Here is an 18,017-nt window from a genome sequence, read left to right as displayed (position 1 = left end):
GCGCGGAATGCTGTCGTCGTCCTCGGACGCGCCGGCGCCCCGCGCCGTGTGACGCTCGGGCGACCGGGACGGCATACGCAAACCTTGGGCTCCTCGTGCACGGCGCGAGGAGCCCTTTCTCGTGTCGGTCCGCCACAGCCCTCGAACTTAGGAGCACCACATCAGCGAGCCTCGCATCAACGAGCGCATCCGGGTCCCGGAAGTGCGTCTGGTTGGCCCCAATGGGGAGCAGGTCGGCATCGTGCGCGTCGAGGACGCGCTACGTCTGGCCGAGGAGGCCAACCTCGACCTCGTCGAGGTGGCACCGATGGCCAAGCCGCCGGTCGCCAAGCTCATGGACTTCGGCAAGTTCAAGTACGAAGCCGCCATGAAGGCACGGGAAGCACGCAAGAACCAGGTCAACACGGTCATCAAGGAGATCAAGCTCCGCCCGAAGATCGACCCGCACGACTACGGCACCAAGAAGGGCCACGTCGAGCGGTTCCTCAAGGCGGGGGACAAGGTCAAGGTGACGATCATGTTCCGCGGACGTGAGCAGTCGCGCCCGGAGCTGGGGCGCCGCCTCCTCGAGCGTCTCGCGACCGACATCTCCGAGCTCGGGTATGTCGAGTCGGCTCCGAAGCAGGACGGTCGGAACATGATCATGGTCATCGGCCCGACGAGGAAGAAGTCCGAGGCCAAGGCCGAGCAGCGGCGCGCACGTGAGGAGCGGGCGGCCGGCGAGGGCGCGGTGTCCCCGGTGCAGCTCGAAACCGCCGACGCGACCGAGACGACCGGACCCAGCGCGCCAGCCGGACCGACCGCAACGGCCACACCCACACCGGCACCCCGGCCCGCGCCCCGGCCCGCGCCAGCCCCCGCCGCGGGCGAGTGACCAGGCGGGTGAGCCCCGCCCCCAGTCCACGTACGCACCCGTACGCAGACCTAACCCCGCACGACACGAAGGAGATCGGCTCTCATGCCGAAGATGAAGACGCACAGTGGTGCGAAGAAGCGGTTCCGCCTGACCGGCACCGGCAAGGTCATGCGCGAGCAGGCCGGCGGTCGCCACCTGCTCGAGCACAAGTCGAGCAAGAAGATGCGCTCCATCGCGGGCGACGTCGAGCTTGCCAAGCCCGACGCCAAGAAGGCCAAGAAGCTCCTCGGCAAGTGAGCCGGCCGCCGCGCCCGGTCCCGGGCCGCGGCACCCTCGTGCCGACCGGCACGACGTTTTCCCCAGCAGAGGCCGATGTGCACGGCCGACCGGGTCTGCCCGGTCGCAGGCATCGGCGATTCGTCGAAAAGGAGTTCCCGTGGCACGCGTGAAGCGCGCAGTCAACGCCCAGAAGAAGCGTCGCGTCGTTCTCGAGCGCGCGAGCGGCTACCGCGGTCAGCGGTCCCGTCTCTACCGCAAGGCCAAGGAGCAGGTCACCCACTCGCTCGGCTACGCCTACCGTGACCGGCGCGCCAGGAAGGGCGACTTCCGCCGCCTGTGGATCCAGCGGATCAACGCGGGCGCCCGCGCCAACGGCATGACCTACAACCGGTTCATGCAGGGCCTCAAGGCGGCAGGTGTCGAGGTCGACCGCAAGATCCTCGCCGACCTCGCCGTCAACGACGCCCCGGCGTTCGCCGCGCTCGTCGAGGTCTCCCGGGCCAACGTCCCGGCCGCGACCGGGGCCGTCAAGGCCGCCGGCGACGCCGCCTGAGCACCCGACGCACCGCGCCGGGACCGCGCCACCCCCACTGGCTCGCCACGGGGCAGCCGTGCTGACCAACCCCCGATCCGATCGGGTCAAGGCCGTGCGGGCGCTGTCCCGGCGCTCTGCGCGTTCGCGCACGGGTCTGTTCCTCGCCGAGGGGCCCCAGGCGGTGCGTGAGGCCGTGCGCTGCCGCCCCGAGCTCGTCCGTGACGTCTTCGTCACCGCCGAGGCGGCCGCCCGGCACCGCCCCATCGTCGAGGTGGCCGCGGCGGCCGGCCTGGCCGTCTCGGAGGTGACGCCCGAGGTGCTCGCCGCCATGTGCGACACGGAGTCGCCGCAGGGCCTCGCCGCCGTATGCCGTCCGGTGGACGTCCCGCTCCAGCGGGCCGTGGCCGCGCTGCCCCCGGCCGGGCTCGTGTGCGTGCTCACGCACGTGCGCGACCCGGGCAACGCGGGCACCGTGATCCGCGGGGCGGACGCGGCGGGCGCCGACCTCGTCGTGGTCAGCGACGCGAGCGTCGACGTCCACAGCCCCAAGGTCGTCCGCTCCACCGCAGGCTCGCTCTTCCACGTGCCCGTCGTCGTGGGCGTCCCCGTCGCGGCGATCCTTGCTGCGCTGCGCGACGCGGGCGTCGCGCTGCTCGCCGCCGACGGGGCGGGACCGACGCTCCTGCCCGAGGTCGACCTGCGCCGGGCGCATGCGTGGGTCATGGGCAACGAGGCATGGGGCCTGCTGCCTGAGGTGCGCGACGCCTGCGACGAGGTGGTGCGGGTGCCCATCTACGGGCGGGCCGAGTCCCTCAACCTCGCCATGGCGGCCACCCTCTGCCTCTACGCGTCGGCCGAGGCGCGCCGGTCCACGTGAACGGCCCCGCGGCCGGTGCCGGTTTCGTCGCTATCCTGCACAGCATGCAGCCCGGCGACCCGCTCCCCGAGGAGCCCAGCACGGAGCCAACGGGCAGCGAGCTCTGGGAGCAGCTTCCTGACGGGCTGGTCGTCGTCTCCGCCAACGGGTGCATCGGGTTCGTCAACGCCGAGGCCCTGCGCATCCTCGAGTGCTCTGCGGCCGACCTCGTCGGCCGGCACGTGACCGACGCCTTGCCGCTCGCCGACAAGTACGGCCGCGACTGGTGGGCCCGCACCGACCCGTGGAACGGGCTGGCGACCCGCACCGGGCACCGGGAGAAGCTGCTCGTCGCCCGCGACGGCCGCGAGGTGCTCGTCACCGCCCGGTACGTGCGTGCCGAGCGCGGGGGCCCCGTGCAGCGCCTCATGCTCGGCCTCCGGGACGCCGAGGCGCGACTGCGTGCCGAGCGCGACCAGGCGACGGTGCTGTCCACCGTCGCCCACGAGCTGCGGGCTCCTCTGACGTCGGTCATGGGCTTCACGAGCAGCCTGCTGCGCCGCTGGCACCGGTTCAGCGACGACCAGAAGCGGCTCATGATCGAGACGATCGAAGCCGACGCGACCCGGCTGACCCGGCTCATCGCCGAGCTGCTCGACATCTCCCGCCTCGACTCCGACCGGCTCAACCTGCGCCTTGGCCCGGTCGACCTCGAGCAGCTGCTCGCCCGGCACGTCGTGCGCAACGAGCTCGGCCGCCATCCCGGCACGATCCGGCTACACCGGGGCCCCGGCGCCGAGGCCGCCGGGCTGCCCGAGCTGTGGGCGGACGCCGACCGGCTCGACCAGGTCTTCTTCAACCTCATCGAGAATGCCGTCCAGCACGGGGAGGGCGCGGTGGACGTGACCGTGGACCGCGACGCCGAGGAGCGGGGCGGGGTCGTCGTCCTCGTCGACGACCATGGGAACGGCATACCCGAGGACGACCGCGAGAAGATCTTCGGCCGCTTCTGGCACGGCCCGGACAACGCCGGCACCGGCCTCGGCCTCTACGTCGCCAACGGGCTCGTGCGGGCCCACGGCGGGCGGATCGACATCGCGAGCTCGGGCAGCGGCGGGGCGCGCTTCATCGTCCGGCTTCCCGAGGGCATCCCTGGCCACTTCGCCACCGGCTAGTGGTCCCTCGGGCCGCTGTGCGAGCCTCGCCCCTAGACTGCAGGGGCGATCCCACCGCCGGTCCGGCCCGCAGTGCCGACACGCCGTCGTGACGGGTCCCCCGTAGCCCCGACCGAGAGCAGTGAACGCAGCCCGATGTCCGGACCCAACACGAACTACGACCCGGTCGAGGTCTCGGCGCTCGACCCTGCGAGCATCGACGCCGCGGTGGCCGAGGCGCTGGCCGCCATCGAGGGGGCCAGCACGCTCGATGAGCTGAAGGCGGTCCGGATCGCCTCCCAGGGGGAGCGGAGCCCGCTCGCCCTCGCCAACCGGGAGATCGGCGCGCTGCCGCCGAGCGCCAAGGCCGACGCGGGCAAGCGCGTCGGGCAGGCCCGCGGTCGGGTCACCGCCGCCCTCGCCGCGCGCCAGGCCGAGCTCGAGGCCGAGCGCGACGAGCGGATCCTCGTCGACGAGCGCGTCGACGTCACGGTGCCGGCCCTGCGGCGGCCGCTCGGCGCCAGGCACCCCATCGAGCTCGTCGCCCAGCGGCTCGCCGACACCTTCGTCGCCATGGGCTGGGAGGTGGCCGAGGGCCCCGAGCTCGAGTCCGAGTGGCTCAACTTCGACGCGCTCAACCTCGGCCCGGACCACCCGGCCCGCCAGATGCAGGACACGTTCTTCCTCGACCCGGTGGACTCCGGGCTGGTGCTGCGCACCCAGACCTCGCCCGTGCAGATCCGCACCATGCTCGAGCAGGAGCCGCCCATCTACGTCGTCGCACCGGGCAAGGTCTTTCGCACCGACGACCTCGACGCCACGCACACGCCGGTCTTCCACCAGATCGAGTGCCTCGCCGTCGACAAGGGCCTGACCATGGCCCACCTGCGCGGCGCCCTCGACGCCTTCGTGCGGGCGATGTTCGGGGAGGGCACCCGCACGCGGGTGCGCGCGTCGTACTTCCCCTTCACGGAGCCCAGCATGGAGACCGACTTCGTCTGCTTCGCGTGCCACGGGTCCGGCGACTCCGCCCCCGGGGCCACGTGCCGGACGTGCGGTGGCTCGGGCTGGATCGAGCTCGGCGGCTCCGGCATGGTCAACCGCAAGGTGCTGCGCGCGTGCGGCATCGACCCCGACGTCTACTCGGGGTTCGCCTTCGGGCTCGGCATCGAGAGGGCGCTCATGCTTCGCCACGGCGTCCAGGGTATGCACGACATGGTCGAGGGCGACGTCCGCTTCTCGCAGCAGTTCGGCAGGGAGATCTGACATGCGTGCGCCCCTCACCTGGCTCGCGGAATACGCCGACCTCGCCCCGGGGGCGACCGGCGCCGACGTGGCGGCGAGCCTCGTCAGCGTCGGACTCGAGGAGGAGGACCTGCACGGCGGCGACATCGCCGGGCCCCTCGTCGTCGGCCGGGTCCTCGACTTCGAGGAGCAGGTCCAGAGGAACGGCAAGCCGATCCGCTACTGCACCGTCGACGTCGGGGAGCACGGCCAGCGCGTCAGCGAGGGCAGTGCCCAGGAGATCGTCTGCGGCGCAACGAACTTCGCCGTGGGCGACCTCGTCGTCGTGGCGCTGCCCGGAGCGGTCCTCGCCGGGGGCTTCGAGATCTCGTCGCGCAGGACCTACGGCCGGATGTCCAACGGCATGATCTGTGCCGAGGACGAGATCGGCCTCGGCCACGACCACGCCGGCATCATCGTGCTGCCCCGGCTCCTGGGTGAGGAGGTGGCGGCCGGCCTCCGACCGGGAGACGACGCCGTCGCCCTCCTTGGGCTCGGCGAGGAGACCGTCGAGGTCAACGTCACTCCGGACCGCGGCTACTGCTTCTCGGTCCGTGGTCTCGCTCGGGAGTACTGGCACTCCCAGGGCAGCCCCCCCGGCGGCTTCCGCGACCCGGCGGACGTCCGCTGGCCGCCCCCCAACGAGGGTGGGTATGCCGTGCGGCTCGAGGACGACGCGCCGCTCGAGGGGCGCCCTGGCTGCGACCGCTACGTCGCCCGCATCGTGCGGGGCATCGACCCGACGCGGCCGTCCCCGCCGTGGATGCAGCGCCGCCTCACGCAGATGGGCATGCGCCCGATCTCGCTCGCCGTGGACGTCACCAACTACGTCATGCTCGCCGTGGGCCAGCCGCTGCACGCCTTCGACGTCGACAAGCTCTCCGGCTCCATCGTCGTGCGCCGGGCCCGCCCGGGGGAGCGCCTGGCCACGCTCGACGACGTCAAGCGCGAGCTCAGCCCGGAGGACCTGCTCATCACCGACGGCGGCGAGCACCTCCTCGCCATCGCCGGGGTCATGGGCGGCGCGTCCTCCGAGGTGGACGACGCGACGACCGACGTCCTCATCGAGTCCGCCCACTTCGACCCCACGACAATCGCTCGCTCCTCCCGGCGGCACCGGCTCGTCACCGAGGCCTCCAAGCGTTTCGAGCGCGGCGTCGACCCGCAGGTGGCTCCGGCGGCCGCCCAGCTGGCCGTCGACCTGCTGGTCGAGTTCGGCGGTGGCACCGCCGACCCGGCCGTCACGGACGTCGACCGGACGACGCCGCGGGCGGCATACCGACTCGACGTCACGGAGCCCACCCGCATCGTCGGGCTCGACTACCCCCGCGAGCGCGTCGTGACGATCCTGCGCGACCTCGGCTGCACCGTCGAGGACGACCCCGCCGACCCGCAGCACGTGCTCGTCACCCCTCCGTCCTGGCGGCCCGACCTCGACCACGACTCACCCGGGCCGGACTACGCGGAGGAGGTGGCCCGCATCGACGGCTACAACTCCATCCCCTCCGTCGTGCCCACGCCGAGCAACGGCCAGGGCCTCACCCACGGGCAGCGGGTGCGCCGCACGGTCGCCGACGCGCTCGCCGGCGCAGGCTTCACCGAGGTGCTCACCTACCCCTTCGTGTCGGCGGAGCTCGCGGACCAGCTGCAGCTTCCCGCCGACGACGACCGGCGCGCCGCGGTGCGCCTCGCGAACCCGCTCTCCGAGGAGCGCCCCCTGCTGCGCACGAGCGTGCTCGGCACCCTCGTCGACGCCCTGCGCCGCAACGTCTCCCGCGGTTTCAAGGACGTCGCGCTCTTCGAGCTGGGGCTGGTCTTCCGCCCGGGCGGCCCGTTGCGCACCGCACCCGTGCCCGGCATCGCGGCCCGGCCCGACGACGCGGTGCTCGAGCAGCTGTATGCCGCCGTCCCCGCGCAGCCGCGCCACGCCGCGGTCGTCGCCACGGGCCTGGCCGAGCCGGCCGGTTGGTGGGGCGGCGGGCGGCCCGCGGACTGGACCGACGTGGTCGCCGCGGTGCGCACCGTGGGCGCGGCCCTTGCCGTGCCGGTCGTCGTCTCGGGGGACGTGCACGCCCCGTGGCACCCGGGCCGGTGTGCCCGCGTCGCGCTGCCCGACGGCACCCTCGTCGGCCACGCCGGTGAGCTGCACCCCAAGGTGCTCGCGGCCCTGGAGCTGCCGCCCCGCACGGTCGCCGCCGAGATCGACCTCGACGTGCTCACTGCGGCGAGCGCCGGCCCGGTGCAGGCCCGCTCCTTCTCGACCTACCCGCCCGCGCACACCGACGTCGCGCTCCTCGTGCGCCGGGACGTGCCGGCCGCCGACGTCGAGGCGGCGCTGCGGGAGGGTGCCGGGACCGACCTCGAGGCCGTCGCGCTCTTCGACCTCTACGAGGGCGAGCACGTGGAGCCGGGTCACCGGTCCCTGGCCTTCCGCCTCACGTTCCGCGCGCCGGACCGGACCCTTACGACCGAGGAGGTCAACGGCTTCCGCGACGCGGCGGTGGCCGCCGCCGCGGCGGCGACGGGCGCCGTCCAGCGCTGACCCCCACGATCGCACCCCAGATATCTGGGAGGCGGGATGTCGTGATGGCGACACCTGGCCTCCCAGATATCTGGGAGGGAGGCAGGGTTATGCATGAGCGTGTATATTCATGCATCGTGATCAGGGCAGCAGTCGCAGGGGCGAGCGGGTATGCCGGGGGCGAGATCCTCCGGCTCCTGCTCGCCCACCCCGCGTTCGAGATCGGGGCGGTCACGGCCGCCAGCAGCGCCGGCACGCCGCTCGGCGCCGCGCATCCCCACCTGACGCCGCTCGCCACGCGCGTCGTGCGGGAGACGAACGTCGACACCCTGGCCGGGCACGAGGTCGTCTTCCTCGCGCTGCCGCACGGCCACTCGGCGGCGCTCGCGGAGCAGCTGCCCGGCGACGTCGTCATCGTCGACTGCGGAGCCGACTTCCGGCTCGAGTCCGAGTCGGCGTGGACCACCTTCTACGACGGCCCGTATGCCGGCTCCTGGCCCTACGGCCTGCCCGAGCTGCCGCTCGCCGGGGGCGGACGCCAACGCGACCGGCTCCCGGACGCCCGGCACATCGCCGTCCCCGGCTGCTACCCCACCGGGATCTCCCTCGCCCTGGCCCCCGGTCTGGCCGCGGGCGTCCTCGCGCCGGAGGACGTCGTCGTCGTCGCGGCGTCCGGCACGTCGGGCGCCGGCAAGTCCCTCAAGCCGCACCTGCTCGGCGCCGAGGTGATGGGCTCCATGTCGCCCTACGGGGTCGGCGGCGTCCACCGCCACACCCCGGAGATCGAGCAGAACCTCTCCCGCGCGGCCGGGACGCCGGTGACCGTGTCCTTCACGCCGACGCTCGCCCCCATGCCGCGCGGCATCCTCGCCACGTGCACCGCACGGCTCGCCGGCGGCGCGCGGCCGGCGGACGTCCGGTCGGCGTGGGAGGCGGCGTATGCCGCGGAGCCCTTCGTCCACGTGCTCCCGGAGGGCCAGTGGCCGCGCACTGCCGACGTGCTGGGCAGCAACTGCGTGCACCTGCAGGTCGCGGTCGACGAGCGGGCCGGCCGCGTCGTCGTCGTCTCGGCGGTCGACAACCTCACCAAGGGCACGGCCGGCGCCGCGGTGCAGTGCGCCAACCTCGCCCTGGGCCTCGACGAGACGTGCGGCCTGCCCCTCACCGGAGTCGCGCCATGAGCCAGGTCAGCCTCCCCAGGGGGTTCCGCGCCACCGGAGTGACCGCCGGCCTCAAGCCGAGCGGCGCACCCGACCTCGCCCTGGTCGTCAACGACGGCCCCGACCACCACGCGGCTGCCGTCTTCACGACGAACCGTGTCGAGGCGGCTCCGGTGACGTGGTCGCGGCAGGTCGTCTCCGATCGTCGGGTCGACGCCGTGGTGCTCAACTCGGGCGGGGCCAACGCGTGCACGGGGGCTCAGGGCTTCGCCGACACGCACCGCACCGCCGAGCAGGTCGCGCGGCTGCTGGACGTGTCGGCGGGCGACGTCGTGGTGTGCTCGACCGGCCTCATCGGCGAGCTGCTGCCGATGGACAAGGTCCTCGCCGGCATCGGCCGGGCCGTGACCGAGCTCAGCGCGCAGGGGCATGCGAGCGCGGCCACCGCGATCCGCACCACCGACACCGTCTCCAAGGAGGCCGCGCACGCCGGGGAGGGCTGGTCGCTGGCCGGGATGGCCAAGGGGGCGGGCATGCTCGCCCCGGCCCTCGCCACCATGCTCGTCGTCCTCACGACGGACGCCGTCGTGGAGCCCGACGACCTCGGCGCCGCGCTGCGGGCGGCCACCGCCGTCTCGTTCGACCGCATCGACTCCGACGCGTGCATGTCGACCAACGACACAGTCGTGGTCCTCGCCTCGGGTGCCTCGGGCGTGCCCGTCCCGCGGGGGCCGCTCACGGCGGCGCTGACCGACGTGTGCACCGACCTGGCGCGTCAGCTCATCGCCGACGCGGAGGGGGCCACGCACGACATCGCCATCGAGGTCCGCTCCGCCGCCACCGAGGAGGAGGCCCTCGAGGTCGCCCGGGCGATCGCCCGCAACGCGCTCTTCAAGTGCGCGATCTTCGGCAACGACCCCAACTGGGGCCGGGTGCTCGCCGCCGTCGGCACGACCCGCGCCGCCTTCGACCCGGCCCGGCTCGACGTGACCATGAACGGCGTGCAGGTATGCCGCAGAGGCGGCGTCGGCGACGACCGGTCCCTCGTGGACCTGCGGCCGCGCGAGGTGCACGTCGTCGTGGACCTGCACGCCGGAGCGGCCGCGGCGACCATCTGGACCAACGACCTCACGCACGACTACGTCCACGAGAACTCGGCCTACAGCACATGAGCGAGCGCCAGGCCCTGCGCGGGCTGCTCGACGCGGCCGGCATCCGGGTCGCCGCGGGCAAGGCCGCCACCCTCGTCGAGGCCCTGCCCTGGCTGGAGCGCCTCCACGGCGCCCTCGTCGTCGTCAAGTACGGCGGCAACGCCATGGTCGACGACGCGCTCAAGCGCGCCTTCGCCGAGGACATCGCCTTCCTCCGGTATGCCGGGCTGCGACCCGTCGTCGTGCATGGAGGCGGGCCGCAGATCAAGGCGATGCTCGGCCGGCTCGGGCTCGAGAGCGAGTTCAGAGGCGGCCTGCGGGTGACGACGCCCGAGGTCATGGACGTCGTCCGGATGGTGCTGACCGGGCAGGTGGGCCGGGAGCTGGTCGGCCTGCTCAACCAGCACGGCCCCATCGCAGTCGGGCTCTCCGGTGAGGACGCGGGGCTGCTCGGCGCCCGCCGCCGGGGCACCGAGATCGACGGCGAGCTCGTCGACCTCGGTCTGGTCGGCGACGTCGAGAGCGTCAACCCCTCCGCCGTCCTCGACATCCTCGACGCGGGCCGGGTGCCCGTCGTGTCGACCGTCGCACCCGACCTCGACGTCGAGGGACAGGTGCTCAACGTCAACGCCGACACTGCAGCCGCCGCGCTCGCGGTCGCGCTGCGGGCCGAGAAGCTCGTGGTGCTCACCGACGTCGAGGGCATCTACGCCAGCTGGCCCGACCGCGGCTCGCTGCTCTCGTCCATCGGGGTCGGGGCCGCCCGCGAGCTGCTGCGCCGGGTCGACGAGGGCATGGTGCCCAAGCTCGAGGCCTGCATCCGCGCGGTCGAGGGCGGGGTGCCCCGCACCCACGTCGTCGACGGACGCGTGCCGCACTCGATCCTCCTCGAGATCTTCACGGCTGAGGGCATCGGCACCATGGTGCTTCCCGAGCCAGGGCCCGAGCCGGAGGCGGGCACCGCCGCCGACGAACCCAAGCACGACGAGCAGAGGAGCAAGGCATGACGAACGGAGCGGACCTGCTCGCGCGGTATGCCGCGTCGATGGTGCCGGTGTTCGGCACCCCCCAGCTCGTCCTCGCCTCGGGGCACGGCTGCTGGGTCACCGACGTCGACGGCCACCGCTACCTCGACCTGCTGTCCGGCATCGCCGTCAACGCCCTCGGGCACGCGCACCCGGCCCTCGTCCAGGCCGTCGCGAAGCAGGCGGAGGCGGCCCTGCACGTCTCCAACTTCTTCACCTCCGAGCCCGCCATCCGGCTGGCCGAGCGGCTGCTCCGCATCGCCGCCGCACCGGCGGGCTCGGGCGTCTTCTTCGCCAACTCGGGCACCGAGGCCGTCGAGGCGGCGATCAAGCTGACCCGCCGGACGGGCCGGAGCCGGATCGTCGCTCTCGAGGGGTCCTTCCACGGACGGTCCACCGGGGCGCTCGCGCTCACGTCCAAGGCGGCCTACCGCGAGCCCTTCGAGCCGCTCATCCCCGGGGTCGTGTTCGTGCCGGCGGGCGACGCCGCCGCCCTGCGCGCGGCGGTCGACGAGCACACGGCTGCCGTCGTCCTCGAGCCGATCCAGGGCGAGGCCGGCGTCCGGGAGCTCGAGGCCGACTACCTGCGGCTCGCCCGCGAGCTGACCAGCGCGCACGGCGCCCTGCTCGTGGTCGACGAGATCCAGACGGGCATCGGGCGCACCGGGGACTGGTTCGCCTCGACCGCCTCGGGGATCGTGCCCGACGCGATGACGCTCGCCAAGGGGCTCGGCGGCGGGGTGCCCATCGGCGCCCTCGTCACCTTCGGGCCCGACGTCACGGGGCTGCTCACGGCCGGTCAGCACGGCACGACGTTCGGAGGCAACCCGCTCGCCTGCGCGGCCGGGCTCGCCGTCCTCGACACCATCGAGACGGACCAGCTGCTCGACAACGCGACCCGGGTGGGGTCGCTCCTGGACTCCGTGGACATGGACGGGGTGTCCGCCACCCGCGGACGGGGCCTCCTGCGCGCCATCGAGCTCGACGGCATACCGGCGCCGGCCGCGATGGCGGCCGCCCGCGAGGCCGGCTACATCGTCAACGCCGTGACGCCCACGGCGCTGCGGCTCGCGCCGCCGCTCATCCTCAGCGAGAGCGAGCTGCAGGGCTTCCTCGACGACCTGCCGGCGATCCTCGCCGCCGCGCGGAGTGCCGGGGGATGAGCCGGACACAGCGCCAACGGCGGATCCTCGAGCTCCTCGAGGCCAACGAGGTGCGCAGCCAGAGCGAGCTGTCCGACCTCCTCGCGGGGGAGGGGACCGAGGTCACCCAGGCGACCCTGTCCCGCGACCTGCTCGAGGTCGGCGCGGTCAAGGTGCGGCGCGGGCGCTCCCTCGTGTATGCCGTGCCCGGCGAGGGCCCGGGCCTCGGCCCGGTCGGCTCGATCGCGGACGCCCCGGCCGGGTCGCGGCTGCGGCGCGCCTGTGAGGAGCTGCTCGTCTCGGCCACCCCGGCGCAGCACCTCGTGGTCCTCAAGACGCCCCCCGGCGCCGCGAACTACCTGGCCTCGGCCATCGACCAGACCCGCGACCCCGATGTGCTCGGCACCATCGCCGGGGACGACACGATCCTGCTCGTGCTCGGCGACCCGCAGCGAGCCGCCGACCTCGCCGCACGGCTGCACCGACTCACCGCCCCGCGGGACTGACCCGCGGACGACTCGGGGGACACCCCGCCCAAGGAGAATGACGCCATGACGACCGAGGCCCCGAAGCCCACCGAGGAGCGCGTGAGCCTGTGGGGCGGCCGCTTCGCGGGCGGTCCCGACCAGGCCCTCGCGGCGCTGTCCAAGAGCACGTCCTTCGACTGGCGCCTCGCGCCGCACGACCTCGCCGGCTCGCGGGCCCATGCCCGGGTCCTGCACCGCGCCGGCCTGCTCAGCGACGAGCACCTTGCCCGGATGCTCGAGGGACTCGACGCCCTGGAGACCGACGTCCGGTCGGGCGCGTTCGGCCCGGCGGAGGACGACGAGGACGTCCACACGGCGCTCGAGCGGGGACTCATCGAACGCGTCGGCACCGACGTCGGGGGACGCCTGCGCGCCGGGCGCTCGCGAAACGACCAGGTGGCCACGCTCTTTCGCAGATACCTGCGCGAGCATGCCCGCGTGGTGGCCGATCTCGTGCTCGACGTCGTCGACGCGCTGGTGGGGCAAGCCGACCGTCACCTCGGAGTGGCGATGCCGGGACGCACGCACCTGCAGCACGCCCAGCCGGTCCTGCTCTCGCACCACCTCCTCGCCCACGTGTGGGCCCTGCTCCGCGACGTCGACCGGCTGCGGGACTGGGACCGCAGGGCGAACTCGTCCCCGTATGGCTCCGGGGCGCTCGCCGGCTCCTCGCTCGGCCTCGACCCGGAGGCGGTGGCCCACGAGCTCGGGTTCGACCGTGCCGTGGAGAACTCCATCGACGGCACGGCGTCGCGCGACTTCGTCGCCGAGTTCTCCTTCGTCTGTGCGATGACCGCGGTCGACATCTCGCGGCTCGCCGAGGAGGTCGTCCTCTGGGCGACCAAGGAGTTCTCGTTCGTCACCCTCCACGACGCCTACTCGACCGGGTCGAGCATCATGCCGCAGAAGAAGAACCCCGACGTGGCCGAGCTCGCGCGGGGCAAGGCGGGCCGCCTCGTGGGCGACCTTGCGGGCCTGCTGACGACCCTCAAGGCGCTGCCGCTCGCCTACAACCGCGACCTGCAGGAGGACAAGGAGCCGGCCTTCGACGCCGTCGACACCCTCGAGCTGCTGCTGCCGGCGTTCGCAGGGATGGTCGAGACCCTGTCCTTCCACACCGAGCGCATGGACTCCCTTGCCCCACAAGGCTTTGCGCTCGCGACTGACATCGCCGAGTGGCTGGTCCGCGAGGGAGTCCCGTTCCGCACCGCCCACGAGGTGGCGGGCGCCTGCGTGCGCGAGTGCGAGCGCCGCGGCGTGGAGCTGTGGGAGCTCGCCGACGACGACTTCGCACGGATCGACAGCCACCTCACGCCGGGGGTGCGTTCGGTGCTCTCCGTCGCCGGGTCCCTGGCGTCGCGCGACGCCGTGGGGGGCACCGCGCCATCCCGCGTGTCGGAGCAGCTCGCCGCCGCGCAGGGCTGCCTCGCAGCGGCGCGCGAGTGGTCGGCCCCCGGCCGCGCGGGCGGATGAGCGAGCCCGACCGCCTCGGCCGTGAGTTCTTCGCCCGGCCGGCCACCGTCGTCGCCCGGGAGCTGCTCGGCTGCCGGCTCACGTCCGCGGGCGTGACCGTCCGGATCACCGAGACCGAGGCGTATGCCGGGGAGCGGGACCCCGGCTCGCACGCCTTCCGCGGGCCCACCCGGCGCACGGCCGTCATGTTCGGTCCCGCCGGGTTCCTCTACGTCTACTTCACCTACGGCAACCACTGGTGCGCCAACCTCGTCACCGGCCACGCCGGCGCGGCCGAGGCCGTCCTCCTCCGGGGGGCCGAGGTCGTCGTCGGCCACGACGTCGCGGCCGCTCGCCGACCGGGGGTCCGCGAGCGCGACTGGTGCCGCGGGCCGGGCCGGATGACGCGCACCCTCGACCTCGACGGCCGCCACACCGGGCTCGACGTGTGTCGGCCCCCGCTCGGTCCACCGGCCGACGTCGTCGTGGCCACGCCCGAGGCGGCCGTCGACCCCGCCGTCGTCCGGTCCGGCCCGAGGGTGGGGGTGAGCGGCCCCGGCGGGGACGGCACGGCATACCCGTGGCGGTTCTGGATCGAGGGAGAGCCGACCGTCTCGGCCTACCGGCCCGGGGTGGTGCGCCGACGACGCTGACGCGTGCCGCTAGGTTGGGCCGGTGGACACCGACGCCGTGCTGCGGCTGCTGCAGGAGGTCGCCGAGGCCGTCATCAACCCCCGCTTCCGCGCCCTCGCGACGGGCCAGGTCATCGAGAAGAACCCCGGCGACCTCGTCACCGTGGCCGACCGCGAGGCGGAGGTCCTCATCACCCAGGCGCTGCTCGAGTCCAACCCGGGCGCCGTCGTGCTGGGGGAGGAGGCCTTCGAGGCCGACCGGGGCATCCTCGACCGGTATGCCGCCGCCGAGCACGGGTTCACGGTCGACCCCATCGACGGCACCCGCAACTTCGTGCACGGCTCACCGGACCACGCCGTCATGGTCGCCGAGCGGCGCGGCAGGCAGGTCGTCCGGAGCTGGATCTGGCAGCCCCAGCACGCGACGGCCTACGTGGCCGAGCTCGGGTCCGGCGCCTTCCGCAACGGCGAGCGCCTCGTCCGGGCACCCGTGCCGCCGGGGAGCGCCCCGCGGGGCGTCACGTCCTACCGCCCGTGGCGCGGCACGCGGCTGGGCGAGTTGCCCACGCTGGAGCTGACGTGGGTCTGCTGCGGCGTCGACTACCCCAAGCTCGTCGAGGGCGCGGCCGACTACATCCTCTACCGCGGACGCAAACCCTGGGACCACGCGCCCGGTTCGCTGCTCCTGTCGGAGGCGGGAGCCGTCCTCGGGACGTTCACCGGGGAGCCCTACGACGCGCGCGGCATCCCCGACAGTCCCCTTCTCGCGGCGGCCGACCGAGCGACTTACGACCTGGTCCTCCCGCTCGTGCCGTCACCACGCTCCGGCTGAGCCGCCCGACGTCGGGTCGTCGAGGACGACGGTCGCGAGCCTCGGTTACCGGCTCACGCCGAGCACCCGATGGGCGTGCGGGCCGCCCGCGGCGGGAGCTCGCTGCGCGTGCGCAGCCCGTGCCGCTCCCCGCAGTCGTCACGTCGCGGCGCCCGCGGGCGAGCCAGCCGCCGGTTGAGGTCGTGGTCCCGCGCGTGGGCGAGCTCGAGGGCGATCCACGGGTGCATGGTCCCACTCCTTCGTTAGTAACCAGTGAACCCACAACCATGGGCGCCGCGGACACCGGCCCGGAGGTGCCGGTCACGGTGCGGGTCGCCGGCGACCGCGTCGCCCTCGGAGGCGACGGACCGCGCGCGGTCCTGGCGGCGTCGGCAGCCCGGCTCGCCCTGGAGCACCGCCTGGGCCGGGTCAAGATCTGCCCGGCCGACGACTGCCGGTGGGCGTCCTACGACTCGTCGCGCGACAGTCGCGCACGTGGTGCTCGATGAGGGTGTGCGGCAACCGGGCCAAGGCCCGCACCCACCGGGAGCGCGCGGCGGGCGGCTGACGGCCCGGACACCTGGTCGCCCGAGCGCCTGGCCACCCGGGCCACCTGGTCGCCCGGCCTCCCGGCCGCCCGGCATACGGGCACGGCGGCGATCTCGGTGGAGCCGGCGGCCAGCCGTACGGCAGGCTGTGACGCGAAGCGCCGGGACGCGAGCCGGCGCGCGACGAGAGGACACCGATACCCGTGACGGACATTGTCGACGAGCTGCAGTGGCGCGGCCTGGTGGCGCAGACCACCGACGAGGCGGCGCTGCGACAGGCACTCGCGAACGGGCCGATCACGGTGTATTGCGGGTTCGACCCCACGGCACCCTCGCTGCACTTCGGCAACCTCGTGCAGCTGGTCGTGCTGCGCCGCCTCCAGCGCGCGGGACACCGGGTGCTGTGCCTCGTCGGCGGGTCGACGGGGCTCATCGGCGACCCGCGGCCCACGGCCGAGCGGGTGCTCAAGACCAAGGAGACGACGGCCGACTGGGTGGCGCGCATCGCGGAGCAGGTGCGTCCCTTCCTCGACTTCGAGGGCGAGAACGCCGCACACCTCGTCAACAACCTCGACTGGACGGCGCCGATCTCCGCGCTCGACTTCCTGCGCGACGTCGGCAAGCACTTCCGGGTCAACCAGATGGTGCGCAAGGAGGCGGTGGCCGCCCGGCTCGAGAGCCAGGAGGGGATCTCGTACACCGAGTTCAGCTACCAGCTCCTGCAGGCGCTCGACTTCCTGCATCTCTACCGCGAGTACGGCTGCACCCTGCAGACCGGGGGGCAGGACCAGTGGGGCAACCTCACCGCGGGGGTCGACCTCGTGCACAAGGTCGAGGGGGTGTCGGTCCACGCCTTCACGACGCCCCTGCTCACCGACTCCGGCGGCCGCAAGTTCGGCAAGTCCGAGGGCAACGCGGTGTGGCTGAGTGCGGAGCTGACGAGCCCCTACGCCTTCTACCAGTACTGGATCAACGTCGAGGACGCCTCCGTCGTCAAGCTGCTCAAGGTCTTCACCGACCTCGACGCCGACGAGATCGCCGCCCTGGAGCGGCAGGTCGAGGAGGAGCCGTTCCGGAGGACCGCGCAGAAGACGCTGGCCGCCGAGGTGACAATGCTGGTCCACGGGGGCGAGGCGACGGCTGCGGCACAGGCGGCCTCCGAGGCGCTCTTCGGCCGCGGGGACCTCGCCAGCCTCGACGAGCGGACCCTGCGCGACGCGACAGGAGAGCTGCCTGGGGGGCAGGTGCGGGTGGGCACCTCGATCGTCGACGCGCTCGTGACCGTCGGCCTCGTGGACAGCCGCAACGGCGCTCGCCGCGCCATCGCCGACGGGGGGGCCTCGATCAACAACGTCCGGGTCACCGACCCCGATCTCGTCCTGGCAGACGAGCACTTCCTGCACGGAGACGTCGCGCTGCTGCGGCGAGGGCGCAAGAGCCTCGCCGCCGCACGCCGCGGCTGAGGTGAGGCGTCACCCTGGGGGTTCGGCGGGCTGGGTTTCCCTGTGCGACAGGGGGATCCATCCCGCCGGCCGCCTCCGCACGCCCCCGATTTGGCGTTGCGCGTGACTTCCGTCTAATGTTCTTTCACGTCAGCCCGGCAGGGAGGAACGGACGCCACCGCGGCGGAGCGAGAGCCCGCAGCGAAGTAGGCCGGTCCCGCGGCTGACGGCCCACGACAGGACGACCCGGCGGAGCCGGGCGTGCGAGCGTGGGCTCCGCCGGACCGGGTCTTTCCCGTCGCTCGAGGAGCGGCACACGGGTTTGACCGGCATCGGGACGGCGGGTAAGGTTGAAGGGTTGCCCCGGAGTCTGGCCTTGTTGGGTTGGGTGATGGTGGGTGTCCGATTCTTGAGAACTCAACAGCGTGTCAAATAATCGATGCCAAGTTTTACCTCGTCGCGGGGTGGCGCTGGTCTGGTCGTTGTGGCTGGGTTGGGGTTGTCTCGTGGTGATGATTTCCTTTGGTTGATTCGGATGACTAGGTTTTGCTAGTTGTTTTGTTTCGGTCAGGTTTTCGGGCCCTTTGTGGGTTCAAGTTTGCTCTTGTCTGCCTCTTTGGTGGGGTGGGTGGGGGTGTTGAA

The 18,017-nt window shown here is 73.2% G+C and carries 19 protein-coding genes; 18 read left to right on the top strand and 1 reads right to left on the bottom strand.

Features of this window, described 5'->3' with window-relative positions:
• Positions 1–160 precede the first annotated feature (160 nt).
• The 15 genes from infC to VFJ94_RS08110 all read left to right on the top strand — a co-directional run bounded on the left by infC (position 161) and on the right by VFJ94_RS08110 (position 15,406).
• Positions 161–874, top strand: a complete 714-nt coding sequence (gene infC / locus VFJ94_RS08180) for a translation initiation factor IF-3 (RefSeq protein ID WP_325003756.1) — start codon at positions 161–163, stop codon at positions 872–874.
• An 84-nt stretch (positions 875–958) separates the two neighbouring features.
• On the top strand, positions 959–1,153 hold the full coding sequence (rpmI, locus tag VFJ94_RS08175) for a 50S ribosomal protein L35 (protein WP_325003705.1): 195 nt from the start codon (positions 959–961) through the stop codon (positions 1,151–1,153).
• A gap of 139 nt (positions 1,154–1,292) precedes the next feature.
• Positions 1,293–1,688: a 50S ribosomal protein L20 gene (gene rplT, locus VFJ94_RS08170; RefSeq protein ID WP_325003704.1), complete on the top strand. Its 396-nt coding sequence runs from the start codon at positions 1,293–1,295 to the stop codon at positions 1,686–1,688.
• Between the two features lie 58 nt (positions 1,689–1,746).
• Positions 1,747–2,547, top strand: a complete 801-nt coding sequence (locus tag VFJ94_RS08165) for an RNA methyltransferase (RefSeq protein WP_325003703.1) — start codon at positions 1,747–1,749, stop codon at positions 2,545–2,547.
• Positions 2,548–2,591: 44 nt separating this feature from the next.
• The gene (locus tag VFJ94_RS08160; RefSeq protein WP_325003702.1) at positions 2,592–3,701 is read left to right on the top strand and encodes an ATP-binding protein; all 1,110 of its coding nucleotides are present in this window, start codon (positions 2,592–2,594) and stop codon (positions 3,699–3,701) included.
• A 135-nt stretch (positions 3,702–3,836) separates the two neighbouring features.
• A complete protein-coding gene (pheS, locus tag VFJ94_RS08155; protein ID WP_325003701.1) occupies positions 3,837–4,946 on the top strand; it encodes a phenylalanine--tRNA ligase subunit alpha in 1,110 nt (369 codons plus the stop codon).
• A gap of 1 nt (position 4,947) precedes the next feature.
• Complete coding sequence (pheT, locus tag VFJ94_RS08150) at positions 4,948–7,506, top strand: phenylalanine--tRNA ligase subunit beta (protein ID WP_325003700.1); 2,559 nt, start codon at positions 4,948–4,950, stop codon at positions 7,504–7,506.
• 116 nt (positions 7,507–7,622) lie between these two features.
• Positions 7,623–8,666: an N-acetyl-gamma-glutamyl-phosphate reductase gene (gene argC, locus VFJ94_RS08145; protein ID WP_325003699.1), complete on the top strand. Its 1,044-nt coding sequence runs from the start codon at positions 7,623–7,625 to the stop codon at positions 8,664–8,666.
• Positions 8,663–9,817, top strand: a complete 1,155-nt coding sequence (argJ, locus tag VFJ94_RS08140; RefSeq protein ID WP_325003698.1) for a bifunctional glutamate N-acetyltransferase/amino-acid acetyltransferase ArgJ — start codon at positions 8,663–8,665, stop codon at positions 9,815–9,817. The genes argC and argJ overlap by 4 nt, the downstream gene beginning before the upstream one ends.
• A complete protein-coding gene (argB, locus tag VFJ94_RS08135) occupies positions 9,814–10,803 on the top strand; it encodes an acetylglutamate kinase (protein WP_325003697.1) in 990 nt (329 codons plus the stop codon). The genes argJ and argB overlap by 4 nt, the downstream gene beginning before the upstream one ends.
• The gene (locus tag VFJ94_RS08130; protein WP_325003696.1) at positions 10,800–11,984 is read left to right on the top strand and encodes an acetylornithine transaminase; all 1,185 of its coding nucleotides are present in this window, start codon (positions 10,800–10,802) and stop codon (positions 11,982–11,984) included. Before argB ends, VFJ94_RS08130 begins: the two co-directional genes overlap by 4 nt.
• Entirely contained in the window at positions 11,981–12,469 is a 489-nt protein-coding gene (gene argR / locus VFJ94_RS08125; protein ID WP_325003695.1) for an arginine repressor, read from the top strand. Before VFJ94_RS08130 ends, argR begins: the two co-directional genes overlap by 4 nt.
• 45 nt (positions 12,470–12,514) lie before the next feature.
• Positions 12,515–13,963 (top strand): argininosuccinate lyase, encoded by a 1,449-nt coding sequence (gene argH, locus VFJ94_RS08120; RefSeq protein WP_325003694.1) that lies wholly within the window; start codon positions 12,515–12,517, stop codon positions 13,961–13,963.
• The gene (locus tag VFJ94_RS08115; protein ID WP_325003693.1) at positions 13,960–14,595 is read left to right on the top strand and encodes a DNA-3-methyladenine glycosylase; all 636 of its coding nucleotides are present in this window, start codon (positions 13,960–13,962) and stop codon (positions 14,593–14,595) included. The genes argH and VFJ94_RS08115 overlap by 4 nt, the downstream gene beginning before the upstream one ends.
• 22 nt (positions 14,596–14,617) lie before the next feature.
• Positions 14,618–15,406 (top strand): inositol monophosphatase, encoded by a 789-nt coding sequence (locus VFJ94_RS08110; protein WP_325003692.1) that lies wholly within the window; start codon positions 14,618–14,620, stop codon positions 15,404–15,406.
• A gap of 53 nt (positions 15,407–15,459) precedes the next feature.
• Here the strand turns inward: VFJ94_RS08110 and VFJ94_RS08105 are convergent, their stop codons facing one another.
• Entirely contained in the window at positions 15,460–15,633 is a 174-nt protein-coding gene (locus VFJ94_RS08105; protein ID WP_325003691.1) for a hypothetical protein, read from the bottom strand.
• Between the two features lie 39 nt (positions 15,634–15,672).
• On the opposite strand from VFJ94_RS08105, the gene VFJ94_RS08100 reads away from it, so the two are divergent.
• The 3 genes from VFJ94_RS08100 (at position 15,673) to tyrS (ending at position 17,396) form a co-directional block, all read left to right on the top strand.
• Positions 15,673–15,894, top strand: coding sequence for a hypothetical protein (locus VFJ94_RS08100; RefSeq protein WP_325003759.1), 222 nt, complete (start codon positions 15,673–15,675; stop codon positions 15,892–15,894).
• Positions 15,891–15,953, top strand: a complete 63-nt coding sequence (locus VFJ94_RS08095) for a hypothetical protein (protein WP_325003755.1) — start codon at positions 15,891–15,893, stop codon at positions 15,951–15,953. The genes VFJ94_RS08100 and VFJ94_RS08095 overlap by 4 nt, the downstream gene beginning before the upstream one ends.
• Positions 15,954–16,136: 183 nt before the next feature.
• Complete coding sequence (tyrS, locus tag VFJ94_RS08090; RefSeq protein WP_325003690.1) at positions 16,137–17,396, top strand: tyrosine--tRNA ligase; 1,260 nt, start codon at positions 16,137–16,139, stop codon at positions 17,394–17,396.
• The last annotated feature ends 621 nt before the right edge of the window (positions 17,397–18,017 follow it).

Origin of the sequence: Intrasporangium sp., from assembly GCF_035688975.1 — a bacterium.
In the GTDB taxonomy this organism is placed as follows: domain Bacteria; phylum Actinomycetota; class Actinomycetes; order Actinomycetales; family Dermatophilaceae; genus CALMNV01.
This window is presented reverse-complemented; position numbering and strand designations above follow the sequence as displayed.